This is a genomic window from Pseudomonas purpurea (assembly GCF_039908635.1).
GTDB lineage: Bacteria > Pseudomonadota > Gammaproteobacteria > Pseudomonadales > Pseudomonadaceae > Aquipseudomonas > Aquipseudomonas purpurea.
The window spans coordinates 1,400,064-1,412,817 of record NZ_CP150918.1 but is presented as its reverse complement, the minus strand read 5'-3'; the positions used below and the strand labels follow the sequence as shown (position 1 = coordinate 1,412,817).

General features: G+C 58.5%; 13 protein-coding genes and 1 pseudogene. 2 read left to right on the top strand and 12 right to left on the bottom strand.

What is annotated here, in order from left to right; translation table 11 throughout:
• Window positions 1-81 precede the first annotated feature (81 nt).
• Window positions 82-405 (top strand): ferredoxin FdxA, encoded by a 324-nt coding sequence (gene fdxA / locus AABM54_RS06260; protein ID WP_166592664.1) that lies wholly within the window; start codon window positions 82-84, stop codon window positions 403-405.
• A gap of 510 nt (window positions 406-915) precedes the next feature.
• Here the strand turns inward: fdxA and rpoS are convergent.
• The 8 genes from rpoS to AABM54_RS06220 form a co-directional block, all read right to left on the bottom strand.
• Window positions 916-1,923 (bottom strand): RNA polymerase sigma factor RpoS, encoded by a 1,008-nt coding sequence (gene rpoS / locus AABM54_RS06255; RefSeq protein ID WP_347904432.1) that lies wholly within the window; start codon window positions 1,921-1,923, stop codon window positions 916-918.
• Between the two features lie 106 nt (window positions 1,924-2,029).
• Complete coding sequence (locus tag AABM54_RS06250; RefSeq protein ID WP_347904431.1) at window positions 2,030-2,875, bottom strand: peptidoglycan DD-metalloendopeptidase family protein; 846 nt, start codon at window positions 2,873-2,875, stop codon at window positions 2,030-2,032.
• A 211-nt stretch (window positions 2,876-3,086) separates the two neighbouring features.
• Window positions 3,087-3,722 carry a protein-L-isoaspartate(D-aspartate) O-methyltransferase gene (locus AABM54_RS06245; protein WP_347906139.1) on the bottom strand — a complete coding sequence of 212 codons (636 nt, stop codon included), beginning with the start codon at window positions 3,720-3,722 and terminating at the stop codon, window positions 3,087-3,089.
• A gap of 41 nt (window positions 3,723-3,763) precedes the next feature.
• Window positions 3,764-4,513 (bottom strand): 5'/3'-nucleotidase SurE, encoded by a 750-nt coding sequence (gene surE / locus AABM54_RS06240; protein WP_347904430.1) that lies wholly within the window; start codon window positions 4,511-4,513, stop codon window positions 3,764-3,766.
• A complete protein-coding gene (gene truD, locus AABM54_RS06235; protein WP_347904429.1) occupies window positions 4,501-5,559 on the bottom strand; it encodes a tRNA pseudouridine(13) synthase TruD in 1,059 nt (352 codons plus the stop codon). Before truD ends, surE begins: the two co-directional genes overlap by 13 nt.
• Window positions 5,556-6,029, bottom strand: coding sequence for a 2-C-methyl-D-erythritol 2,4-cyclodiphosphate synthase (gene ispF / locus AABM54_RS06230; protein WP_347904428.1), 474 nt, complete (start codon window positions 6,027-6,029; stop codon window positions 5,556-5,558). Before ispF ends, truD begins: the two co-directional genes overlap by 4 nt.
• 52 nt (window positions 6,030-6,081) lie before the next feature.
• A complete protein-coding gene (fghA, locus tag AABM54_RS06225) occupies window positions 6,082-6,927 on the bottom strand; it encodes an S-formylglutathione hydrolase (RefSeq protein WP_347904427.1) in 846 nt (281 codons plus the stop codon).
• Window positions 6,928-7,017: 90 nt separating this feature from the next.
• Complete coding sequence (locus AABM54_RS06220; RefSeq protein ID WP_347904426.1) at window positions 7,018-8,130, bottom strand: S-(hydroxymethyl)glutathione dehydrogenase/class III alcohol dehydrogenase; 1,113 nt, start codon at window positions 8,128-8,130, stop codon at window positions 7,018-7,020.
• Between the two features lie 108 nt (window positions 8,131-8,238).
• Here AABM54_RS06220 and AABM54_RS06215 point away from each other — a divergent pair, with 108 nt between their 5' ends.
• Window positions 8,239-9,135, top strand: coding sequence for a LysR substrate-binding domain-containing protein (locus AABM54_RS06215; RefSeq protein ID WP_347904425.1), 897 nt, complete (start codon window positions 8,239-8,241; stop codon window positions 9,133-9,135).
• 166 nt (window positions 9,136-9,301) lie between these two features.
• On the opposite strand, the gene ispD is transcribed toward AABM54_RS06215, so the two are convergent.
• The 4 genes and pseudogenes from ispD to kdsA all read right to left on the bottom strand — a co-directional run bounded on the left by ispD (window position 9,302) and on the right by kdsA (window position 12,753).
• Window positions 9,302-10,009, bottom strand: coding sequence for a 2-C-methyl-D-erythritol 4-phosphate cytidylyltransferase (gene ispD / locus AABM54_RS06210; protein WP_347904424.1), 708 nt, complete (start codon window positions 10,007-10,009; stop codon window positions 9,302-9,304).
• The gene (gene ftsB, locus AABM54_RS06205; RefSeq protein ID WP_347904423.1) at window positions 10,006-10,284 is read right to left on the bottom strand and encodes a cell division protein FtsB; all 279 of its coding nucleotides are present in this window, start codon (window positions 10,282-10,284) and stop codon (window positions 10,006-10,008) included. The genes ispD and ftsB overlap by 4 nt, the downstream gene beginning before the upstream one ends.
• Before the next feature lie 169 nt (window positions 10,285-10,453).
• A pseudogene (eno, locus tag AABM54_RS06200) lies at window positions 10,454-11,744 on the bottom strand (phosphopyruvate hydratase).
• Window positions 11,745-11,907: 163 nt separating this feature from the next.
• Window positions 11,908-12,753 (bottom strand): 3-deoxy-8-phosphooctulonate synthase, encoded by an 846-nt coding sequence (gene kdsA / locus AABM54_RS06195; RefSeq protein WP_123428480.1) that lies wholly within the window; start codon window positions 12,751-12,753, stop codon window positions 11,908-11,910.
• Window position 12,754 lies beyond the last annotated feature (1 nt).

Below are 12,754 nucleotides of genomic sequence, written 5' to 3'. Positions count from 1 at the left end.
GGCCTGCAGACTATCGCTCCCAAACCTTGCGACCCCACCGTGAAGGGGCGCAGCAAGCCGCGCCTGAGGAGAGAACTAGAAATGACCTTCGTCGTCACCGACAACTGCATCAAGTGCAAGTACACCGACTGCGTAGAAGTCTGTCCGGTGGACTGCTTTTACGAAGGCCCGAACTTCCTGGTGATTCACCCGGATGAGTGCATCGACTGCGCACTGTGCGAGCCAGAATGCCCTGCTGTGGCCATTTTCTCCGAAGACGAAGTCCCGGATGAGATGCAGGAATTCATTCAGTTGAACGTTGAGCTGGCCGAGATCTGGCCCAACATCACCGAGAAGAAAGACTCTCTGCCTGATGCAGCCGAGTTTGATGGCGTCAAAGGCAAGATCAAAGACCTCATACGCTGATTACCGCGTGTGATCAAAAAAGGCCCCTTGTGGGCCTTTTTGCTTTTGCGGATCGGGTCTTTCACTTTTTCGCAGGCAAAAAAAAGGGGCGGTTTGACCCGCCCACATTTTTCCCTAGTCCCTGTGTTCCTTTTCATCATCCTGATGAATCACTTCCTTGCGATGCTCCCTGACCATCATCCTTGACGGGTGTGCCTATCCGTTGGCACAGGGTTGATATTAGAGAGTTCCGCGCCGGGAGCAACGCCCTCAATCGGCACCGCACGGCCGAAACACGCGGTTCATGTTTAAAATTTATCTATATAAATCAATAAGTTGAAATCATTCTCAGGCATAGGCTAGCCACTTTCAACCACCAAAAACCCCGAATACTTACGAAAGAGTAAGCCAAGGCTTACGTGAGCCTGCGACGGAACTCTAGTAGCGTCATTGCGAGCACCTCACTTTTGTGCAGGCCATAAAAAACCCCGAATCTCTCGGGGTTTTTTACTGTCGGTTGAGCATGCTCCGTTACTGGAACAGCGACTCGCTGGACAGGCCGTTCTTCTCCAGGATCTCGCGAAGACGTTTCAGGCCTTCAACCTGGATTTGCCGAACCCTTTCACGGGTCAGACCGATCTCCAGGCCTACGTCTTCGAGCGTACTGCTTTCGTGACCACGCAACCCGAAGCGGCGTATCACCACCTCGCGCTGCTTGTCCGTCAGCTCCGAGAGCCACTGATCGATGCTCTGCGACAGGTCGTCGTCCTGCAGCAGCTCACACGGATCGGTAGGGCGATCGTCAGTCAGGGTGTCCAGCAGGGTTTTATCCGAATCCGGACCCAGCGAGACGTCGACCGAAGAAACCCGCTCATTCAAGCCAAGCATGCGCTTGACCTCACCGACCGGTTTTTCCAGCAGGCTGGCGATTTCTTCGGGTGAAGGTTCATGATCGAGCTTTTGCGTCAGCTCGCGGGCGGCCCGCAGGTAGACATTCAGCTCCTTGACCACATGAATCGGCAACCGGATGGTCCGGGTCTGGTTCATGATCGCGCGTTCGATGGTCTGACGGATCCACCAGGTCGCGTAAGTCGAAAAGCGGAAGCCACGCTCCGGATCGAACTTCTCCACCGCCCGGATCAGCCCGAGGTTGCCCTCTTCGATCAGGTCGAGCAGCGATAGCCCACGATTGACATAGCGTCGGGCGATTTTCACCACCAGCCGCAGGTTGCTTTCAATCATGCGCTTGCGCCCGGCCGGACAGCCACTTTGCGACAGGCGCGCAAAATGAACTTCTTCTTCCGGTGAGAGCAATGGGGAAAAGCCGATTTCATTGAGGTACAGCTGGGTCGCATCGAGCGCCCGTGTGTAATCAATGTATTTGTGTTGCTTGAGTGAAGCGGAGTGCTTGGATTTGGCGCGAACGGAAGGTGGTGCGGCCCCTTCATTATTCGACATCGAATCCATAGCGATGTCGGTCTCCATCAGGAGAACCTCATCGTCGATGTCAAACTCCGGCACTTCTTTACTGAGAGCCATTGTTATAGTCCTTTGGTGAGTTCGACCTCAAGCTCAAGCGGCGCCTTGATCCTTGGCAACGCTGGAGCCTGTTCCCTCTACGTGATGGAACAGGCTGGCAAACAAATCAACGACGTGGCAGGAATTGCAGCGGATCTACAGGTTTACCTTGTCGGCGAATCTCAAAGTGCAGTTTCACCCGGTCTGTACCCGTTGAACCCATCTCGGCAATTGTCTGTCCGACTTTGACCTGCTGCCCCTCCCGAACCAACAACCTGCGGTTATGACCGTAGGCACTGACGTAGGTATCGCTGTGTTTGATGATGACTAATTCGCCGTAGCCCCTTAAGCCACTCCCGGCGTATACCACCGTCCCATCAGACGCAGCTAAAACAGGCTGTCCCAAATCCCCGGCGATATCAATGCCTTTATTCAAACTACCGTTTGAAGAGAATTTTCCAATTAAAATCCCGTTCGAAGGCCATCCCCAGCCAGTCGGGGCGGGGCCCGCAGGCGGTAGCGGGGCCAGCGGAGTCTTGCTGGCGACGGTCGGTGTTGCCGCTGCGGTAGTCCCGACCGGACGCCGGATGATCGTGGTTTTGCTCGACGACGAAGCGCTCGCACCCGACTGGGTGACCACAGTGTTCGACGATGAACCGGTGCGCCCGTCAAAGCGAATCGTCTGACCTGGATGGATGGTGTAAGGCGTAGGAATGTTGTTCCTCGCGGCCAACGCCTTGTAGTCCCAACCGTAGCGGAAGGCGATGGAGAACATCGTATCGCCAGGACGCACCACGTACTGACCCGTGGTCACCGCCGGACGCTGGGCAGCCGCATTGTTGCGGTCGACGACACGCACGTTGCTCGAAGGTGTACTGGAACACCCGACCAGCAAGGAACTCAAGACAAGGCCAGTCACCAGGCGCTTAAAGCTTGTGATACCGATACGCTGCGCAATGACTGTGAGACTCACCCGCCGCTCCCTTTGTGGTGGCTGATAATAAAAAATTGCCTGGTTCAGGCATGAAGTGTCGCAAGTATAACTGGCCATCGAGGCTTTACCGCCCGCAACGCATATTTGCTCTACGCACACGTTTGCCTGGTGGCGATTAACCGCGTTTAACGAACAATCCCGCTGTAAGACCAGACCGATCAAACAGAATTCAGCGCGTTTAAACAAATGCTCAGGCCAGGGGGCCATTGAGCAAAGGAACGAAACGTACCGCACACAGAACACGCCGCGAGAAGCCTTGTTCCTCGCGAATGATCAGCATCAATTGTTGAACTTCTCCCGCGCCCACCGGGATCACCAACCGGCCACCCGGCGCCAGTTGATCGAGCAAGGCCTGAGGCACATCGGTCGCCACAGCGGTGACAATAATGCCGTTGTACGGCGCCAGCGCCGGCCAGCCTTCCCAGCCATCACCCCAACGGAACACCACGTTACGCAGGTTCAGCTCCACGAGGCGTTCCTTGGCCCGATCCTGCAAGACCTTGATCCGCTCAACGGAAAACACCCGTTCTACCAGTTGCGACAGTACCGCTGTCTGGTAGCCCGAACCGGTGCCGATCTCCAGGACTTTGTCCAGCGGCCCGGCCTCCAGCAGCAGCTCGCTCATGCGCGCCACCATATAAGGCTGGGAAATGGTCTGGTTGTGGCCGATCGGCAACGCCGTGTCTTCGTAAGCCCGGTGCGCCAACGCCTCATCGACAAACAGATGACGTGGGGTTCGCCGAATGACTTCCAGCACCTGCGGGTTGGACAGACCTTCGTCATACAGGCGCTGAATCAGGCGCTCGCGTGTGCGTTGCGAGGTCATCCCGATGCCACGGCGCAGCATATCGTCTTGCTCACGAGCCATCAGCGCAGCCCCTCGAGCCAGCCATCAAGACTTTGGAAGGCATCGTTGAAGGTGCGATCCAGTTGCAGCGGCGTAATCGAAACATAGCCCTGCATCACCGCGTGAAAATCGGTGCCGGGGCCGCCATCTTCTGCATCGCCCGCCGCCGCGATCCAGTAACCGACCCTGCCACGCGGGTCGACCACCTTCACCGGCGCAGCCGCACGGGCGCGATGCCCCAACCGGGTGAGCTGGATACCACGAATGTGATCGAGGGGCAGATTGGGGATGTTCACGTTCAGCACCGTACGCGGTGGCAAATCGAGCCGGGAATGAGCTTCCACCAGTTTGCGCGCAAAGTAGGCCGCTGTCGGCAGGTTTTCAACTTGTCGCGACACCAGCGAGAACGCAAAGGAGGGACGCTCCAGGAAGCGCCCTTCGAGCGCCGCCGCGACCGTCCCCGAATACAACACGTCATCGCCCAGGTTCGCCCCCAGGTTGATCCCGGAAACCACCATGTCTGGCTGCTGTTCAAGCAGGCCGTGGAGGCCCAGGTGAACGCAGTCGGTCGGCGTGCCATTCAGGCTGATAAAGCCATTGGCCAACGTTTGCGGATGCAGCGGACGGTCGAGCGTCAGCGAGCTGCTGGCGCCGCTTTTGTCCTGCTCCGGGGCAATAACCACACACTCGGCATAGTCCGCCAGCGCAGCATGAAGCGCGGCAAGACCGGGTGCAGTTACCCCGTCGTCGTTAGAAATCAGAATACGCATGGGCTGTCCGTCTGCCCCACCGGCACCAGATCAACGAGCTCGCGCACCAAAACGGTGGCGAAGCATCCGGCCGGCAGGACGAATTCCAGTTGCAGAATGTCCAGCGAAGGATAATGCCACGTCAACCCGCCAATGGGCAGCCGCAGGATGCGACGTTCGTGGCTCATTCCGGCATTGATCAACCAATCGCGCAGGTCGGCTTCGTCAGCGGCGATGCGTTGTTCCAGATCGTGAGTGACCCCGCTGGCCGGCGATTCGCCTTCGCCCCATTGCGGCCCGGTCGGGTGCAGGTCGAGGATCGCCAGGCGCGGGTCGCTGCATTCCGCCTCACCGGCCGGGAAGAAGCTGCGGCTGTCGGTGAAGGCCAGCAAGTCACCGACCTGGGCACGCTGCCAACTGCCGTCGGCCACTCGGGCCGCGAGCACTCGGTTGAATAGAAAGCTGCGGGCTGTAGAAAGCAGGCGCGAGCGCACATTGCGCTGTTCCGGCAGGGCTTTGCGCGCCGCCCAGTCACGGGCATCCACCACGTTGCCGCCGTTGTGACCGAAACGCTGGGCACCAAAATAGTTCGGGATGCCCTGTTTGGCGATCAGTTGCAGGCGCTCTTCAATAGCGGCCTTGTCACCGGAAAACTGGGTCAGGCGCAGGGTAAAACCGTTGGCCGAGTGAGCGCCGCGTTGCAGCTTGCGCTTATGGCGCGAGGTCTTGAGGATTTTCAGCGTGTCGTTTTCCGCTGCCGACAGGTCCGGGTCGGCCTTGCCCGGCAACTGCACGCTGAACCACTGACGAGTCAGGGCCTGGCGATCCTTCAAACCGGCATAGCTGACGGTGCGCAGCGGTACACCCGCCGCCTTGGCAATTCGCCGGGCCGCTTCTTCGGTGTTCAAACCGCGTTTTTCCACCCAGATCCACAGGTGTTCACCGTCACCGGTCAACGGGATGTCGAGGACTTCATCGACCTGGAAATCTTCGGCGATAGCTTTCAGTACCGCTGTGCCGAGGGCTTCGCCATAAGCGCGCGGGCCAAGCAATTGCAGTTCATTCATGCGCGCAGCAACAAGGCAACGGAATGCACGGCGATGCCTTCTTCGCGACCGACAAAGCCAAGCTTTTCGGTGGTGGTAGCTTTCACGTTCACTTGATCCAACTCAACTTGAAGATCCGCGGCAATCAGCGCGCGCATCGATTCGATATGCGGGGCCATCTTCGGCGCCTGGGCCACGATGGTGTTGTCGACGTTACCGACTTTCCAGCCTTTGGCGTGGATCAGTGCGACGACGTGACGCAGCAGCACACGGCTGTCAGCGCCCTTGAATTGCGGGTCGGTGTCCGGAAAATGTTTGCCGATGTCACCCAGCGCCGCCGCGCCGAGCAAGGCATCGCTCAAGGCGTGCAGCACGACGTCACCGTCGGAGTGGGCGAGCAGCCCGAAGCTGTGTGCGATGCGCACGCCGCCCAGAGTGATGAAATCGCCTTCAGCGAAACGGTGCACATCATAGCCGTGGCCAATACGCATAAAAAAACGCCCCGATTTAGTCAGGGCGTGATTCTACCTGCTTTGTCAGGCATTAGGCGCCTAGAGCGTGCGCGTGATGCCGCAAGTGATCATCGATGAAGCTGGCGATGAAGAAATAGCTGTGGTCGTAACCCGGTTGCAGGCGCAGGGTCAGCGGGTGACCGGCCAGTTTGGCGGCTTGTTGCAACGCTTCAGGCTTGAGTTGAGTGGCCAGGAAGTCATCCCGGTCGCCCTGATCCACCAGCAACGGCAGCTTTTCACGGGCATAGCTGATCAGCACACTGGCATCCCATTCACGCCACTTCGAACGCTCTTCGCCCAGGTAACGGGTGAATGCCTTCTGACCCCACGGGCAGTCCATCGGGTTGTTGATCGGCGCAAACGCCGACACCGACTGATACCGCCCGGGGTTACGCAACGCACAGACCAACGCGCCGTGGCCCCCCATGGAATGACCACTGATGCCGCGTTTATCCGATGCCGGGAAATGCGCTTCAACCAGCGCAGGCAATTCCTGCACTACGTAGTCATGCATCCGATAATGCTTGGCCCACGGTTCCTGCGTGGCATTCAGATAGAACCCGGCACCCAGGCCGAAATCCCATGCGCCATCCGGGTCGCCCGGCACCTCGGTGCCGCGTGGGCTGGTGTCCGGAGCAACAATGATCAGCCCCAGTTCGGCAGCCATGCGCATGGCGCCAGCCTTGTGCATGAAGTTCTCGTCGGTGCAGGTCAAACCGGACAACCAGTACAGCACCGGCAGCTTGCCGCCCTGCTCCGCTTGCGGCGGCAGGTACACGGCAAACACCATGTCGCAACCCAGCACGTCAGAGCGATGGCGGTAGCGTTTGTGCCAGCCACCAAAGCTTTTCTGACAGGAGATATTTTCCAGACTCATATGAACTCCTGGCTGCAAGCGGCAAGCTATAAGCGGCAAGCAGAAGCGTTCTTCTCTTGCAGCTTGAAGCTTGCCGCTTGCCGCTACTCCTCAGAAATGGATGACAGAACGAATGCTTTTGCCTTCATGCATCAGGTCGAAAGCCTTGTTGATGTCTTCCAGGCCCATGGTGTGGGTAATAAAGGTATCCAACGGGATTTCACCGGTCTGGGCCATTTCCACATAGCTTGGCAATTCGGTACGACCGCGCACGCCGCCGAACGCCGAACCGCGCCAGACGCGACCGGTGACCAGTTGGAACGGACGGGTGGAAATCTCTTGGCCAGCACCTGCAACGCCGATGATCACCGACTCGCCCCACCCTTTGTGGCAGCACTCCAGCGCTGCGCGCATCAGTTGCACATTGCCGATGCACTCGAAGGAAAAGTCGACGCCGCCATCGGTCATGTCGACGATGACTTCCTGGATCGGACGGTCAAAATCTTTCGGGTTCACACAATCGGTCGCGCCCAACTGCCTGGCGATCTCGAACTTGGCCGGGTTGATATCGATGGCAATGATGCGTGCCGCCTTGGCTTTCACCGCGCCGATCACTGCCGACAGGCCAATGCCGCCCAGACCGAAGATCGCCACGGTATCGCCCGGCTTGACCTTGGCGGTGTTGATCACCGCGCCGATCCCGGTGGTGACGCCGCAGCCCAGCAGGCAGACTTTTTCCAGCGGCGCTTCTTTCGGGATCTTCGCCACGGAAATTTCCGGCAGCACGGTGTACTCCGAGAAGGTCGAGGTGCCCATGTAGTGGAAAATCGGCTGGCCTTTGTAGGAGAAACGCGTGGTGCCATCCGGCATCAGGCCCTTGCCCTGGGTCGCACGAATGGCCTGGCAGAGGTTGGTCTTGCCCGACTTACAGAATTTGCACTGCCCACATTCCGGGGTGTACAGGGGGATCACATGATCACCCACCACAACCGAGGTCACACCTTCGCCGATGGCTTCGACGATCGCGCCCCCTTCGTGACCGAGAATCGTGGGAAAGATGCCTTCCGGATCTGCGCCCGACAGGGTGAAGGCGTCGGTATGGCACACACCGGAGGCGACGACGCGCAACAGGACTTCACCCGCCTTGGGCATGGCAACGTCAACTTCAACGATCTCAAGGGGTTTCTTGGCCTCGAAGGCAACGGCAGCGCGTGACTTGATCATCCTGACTCTCTCCAGCGATTAAAAACGAGACAGCGAGTGTAAAACACCGCCGGACGATGAATAATCCAACCAAAAGCAAAACATTATTGCCATATAGGGATAATCATCGTGTCCGAGAATCGCTGGGAAGGTATCGACGAGTTCGTCGCCGTGGCCGAATGCAGCCAATTCACGGCGGCCGCCGAGCGCCTTGGGGTTTCGTCCTCGCACATCAGTCGACAAATCGTACGCCTGGAAGAACGATTACAGACCCGGTTGCTCTATCGCAGTACGCGCCGCGTCACGCTGACCGAGGCCGGGCAAACTTTTTTGCAACACTGCCAGCGCTTGCAGGATGGTCGCGAAGAAGCCTTGCGCGCCGTCGGCGACCTGACCAGTGAACCTAAAGGGATGCTGCGCATGACCTGCGCGGTGGCTTATGGCGAGCGATTTATCGTGCCGTTGGTCACCAGCTTCATGGGGCTTTACCCGCAATTGCGCGTGGACATCGAACTGAGCAACCGCCCACTCGACCTGGTGCATGAGGGCCTGGACCTGGCGATACGCCTCGGGCGATTGCAAGACTCACGGCTGGTGGCCACGCGCCTGGCGCCACGGCGCATGTACTTGTGTGCGTCACCGTCGTATCTGGAACGGTATGGGCGCCCGCACAGTTTGTCGGAGCTGAGTCGACACAACTGTTTGATCGGCAGTTCGGACATCTGGCAACTGGAACAGGATGGGCGGGAATTTTCCCAAAGGGTACAAGGCAATTGGCGCTGCAACAGTGGGCAAGCGGTGCTGGATGCGGCACTACAGGGCGTCGGGTTGTGTCAGTTGCCGGACTATTACGTGCTGGAGCATCTGAACAACGGCACGCTGGTGTCGTTGCTCGACGCTCATCAACCACCGAACACCGCCGTCTGGGCGCTGTATCCGCAGCAACGGCATCTGTCGCCGAAGGTGCGCAAGTTGGTGGACTATCTGAAGGAAGGCTTGACCAAGCGGCCAGAGTATCGGGGTTAGGGCCTGCGGGTATTCATCAGCGACTTATGCATTGCCTGAACCATCGCAATCGCGAGCAAGCTCGCTCCCACAGGAGTTCATTGGCGAACAGTTAAAAGGTGGGCAACGCAAAACAAGTGTGGGAGCGAGCTTGCTCGCGATAGCGGTTCAAGAACAAACGAGCAATTCAGCGGCGATTCGCCCAACGCAGGCGTAGCCATTCAAGATCTTCAGGCCGGGTAACCTTGAGATTATCGGCACGCCCTTCAATCAAGCGTGGCGCCAAACCCGACCACTCCATGGCCGAAGCTTCGTCAGTAATGACCGCGTCGGCCACCAGGCTGTCGGCCAATGCCCGATGCAACGCGCCAAGGCGGAACATCTGCGGCGTATAGGCTTGCCAGATCAGGCTGCGATCAACGGTTTCAAGAACCCGGCCATGTTTGTCGACACGCTTCAAGGTGTCGCGAGCAGGAACTGCGAGCAACCCACCGACAGGATCGTCAGCCAGTTCCGACAGCAACTTGTCGAGATCATCACGAGTCAGGTTCGGTCGCGCCGCATCATGGACCAACACCCAGTCATCATCGCCAGCGCCTTGCGCATGCAAATGCAGTAAAGCATTGAGCACCGACCCGGAACGCTCCGCACCGCCCTCGACCCGCTGAATACGGGCGTCGGAAGCACAGGCCAGGTTCGGCCAGTAGGGATCATCAACGGCAAGACTGACCACCAACCCTTTCAGGGAAGGATGATCGAGGAAACAGCCAAGGCTGTGTTCAAGAATAGTGCGCCCGCCCAGTTGCAAGTATTGCTTGGGACGGTCCGCGGCCATACGGGCACCGACGCCCGCGGCAGGAATCACGGCCCAGAAGGCCGGTAATGGCTGGGTCATTGGGCCAACTGGTAGAGGGTCTCGCCCTCCTTGACCATGCCCAACTCATGGCGGGCCCGTTCTTCAACGGTCTCCATGCCCTTTTTCAGCTCCATGACTTCGGCGTCCAGAACCCGGTTACGCTCCAGCAGCGCCTCGTTTTCAGCGTGCTGATCCGCAATCTGCTGAGTCAGGTCGGCCACCTGCGCCAGGCTGCCATTACCTACCCACAGGCGGTATTGCAGGCCGGCCAGCAGCAAGAGCAAGACGAGGAACAACCAATTGGGACTGCGCATCGAATATCAGGTATCCAGTGAAAAAAGACAGCCATGCCAAAACTTTGAAGCATCTGACAGCACGAAGCCTGGAAGAACCAGGCTCGTACTCTAAGGCATCAGATTAGCGTCGATAGACCGTTACAGCGATGTTATCGACACAATCCGGTGTCTTTTTAACATCCCAAGCTTAGCCGCGGAATTCGCTGCGACCGTTGTACTTGGCTTTTGCGCCCAATTGCTCTTCGATACGCAGCAGTTGGTTGTACTTGGAAACGCGGTCGGAACGGCACAGCGAACCGGTTTTGATCTGGCCAGCCGAGGTGCCCACGGCCAGGTCGGCAATGGTCGAATCTTCGGTTTCGCCCGAGCGGTGCGAGATAACGGCAGTGTAACCAGCGGCCCTTGGCCATCTGGATGGCTTCCAGGGTTTCGGTCAGGGTGCCGATCTGGTTGAACTTGATCAGGATCGAGTTGGCAATCTTCTTGTCGATGCCTTCTTTCAGGATCTTGGTGTTGGTCACGAACAGGTCGTCGCCCACCAACTGAGTCTTCTCGCCGATCTTGTCGGTAAGAATTTTCCAGCCAGCCCAGTCGGACTCGTCCAGGCCATCTTCAATGGAGATGATCGGGTAACGTTCGGTCAGGCCTTTGAGGTAGTCGGCAAAACCTTCGGCGGTGAACACCTGGCCTTCGCCGGACAGGTTGTACTTGCCGTCTTCGTAGAATTCGCTGGCCGCGCAGTCCAGAGCCAGGGTCACGTCAGTGCCCAGGGTGTAGCCAGCGTTGGCCACGGCTTCGGAGATCACTTTCAGTGCATCTTCGTTGGACGCCAGGTTCGGGGCGAAACCACCTTCGTCACCCACCGCAGTGCTCAGGCCACGAGCCTTCAATACTGCTTTGAGGTGATGGAAAATCTCGGTGCCCATGCGCAGGCCTTCCGAGAAAGTCTTGGCGCCAACCGGCTGAACCATGAATTCCTGGATGTCGACGTTGTTATCGGCGTGCTCGCCACCGTTGATGATGTTCATCATCGGAACCGGCATCGAGTAAACACCCGGCGTGCCGTTCAGGTTGGCGATGTGTGCGTACAGCGGCAGGTCCTGGTCGTGGGCAGCGGCCTTGGCAGCGGCCAGGGACACGGCGAGGATCGCGTTGGCGCCCAGGCTGCCCTTGTTCTCGGTACCGTCCAGCTCGATCATGATGCGGTCGAGGGCTTTCTGGTCAACCGGGTCTTTACCCAACAGCGCAGTGCGAATCGGACCGTTGATGTTGGCAACAGCCTTCAAAACACCTTTGCCCAGATAACGGCTCTTGTCGCCATCACGCAGCTCGAGTGCTTCACGCGAGCCAGTGGAAGCACCGGACGGCGCGCAAGCACTGCCGATGATGCCGTTGTCGAGAAGCACGTCCGCTTCCACGGTGGGATTGCCACGGGAGTCGAGAACTTCACGACCTTTGATGTCGACGATTTTTGCCATTGTTGTAAACACTCCAAAGTTGACTAGAACGCCGCAGGAGCACGACTTGTCGGCGATGGGTCCCTCAAGGACACCGTCGCCGGCAAGCCGTGCTCCCACAAGAGCAGTGCGGCCGTGCGGCCAGAGCGATAAATCGAGCGGTACTTTACCGGAGAATCGAGGATTACGCGGTTTCTACCGTCGGAAAACTCTTAACCAGTTCGTCCAGAGCCTTGAGCTGAGCCAGGAACGGCTCCAGCTTGTCCAGACGCAAGGCGCAAGGGCCGTCACATTTGGCGTTGTCCGGGTCCGGGTGGGCTTCCAGGAACAGACCCGCCAGCGACTGGCTCATGCCCGCCTTGGCCAGATCGGTGACCTGGGCACGGCGGCCGCCAGCGGAGTCGGAGCGACCACCGGGCATTTGCAGTGCGTGGGTTACGTCGAAGAACACCGGGTATTCGAACTGCTTCATGATGCCGAAGCCGAGCATGTCAACCACCAGGTTGTTGTAGCCGAAGCTTGAACCACGCTCACAGAGGATCAACTGATCGTTACCCGCTTCTTCGCATTTGCTCAGGATGTGTTTCATTTCCTGAGGCGCGAGGAATTGGGCTTTCTTGATGTTGATCACCGCACCGGTCTTGGCCATCGCCACGACCAGATCGGTCTGGCGCGACAGGAAGGCCGGCAGCTGGATGATGTCGCAGACTTCAGCAACGACCGCCGCCTGTTCAGGCTCGTGGACGTCCGTGATGATCGGCACGCCGAAAGCTTGCTTGATGTCCTGGAAAATCCGCATGCCTTCTTCGAGGCCCGGGCCACGGTAAGAGGTCACGGAAGAGCGGTTAGCCTTGTCGAAACTGGCCTTGAACACGTAAGGGATACCGAGTTTCTCGGTCACCTTTACGTACTCTTCACAGACCTGCATCGCCATGTCGCGGCTTTCCAGCACGTTCATGCCACCGAACAGCACCATCGGTTTGTCGTTGGCGATTTCGATGTTGCCTACGCGGATGATCTTTTGAGCCATC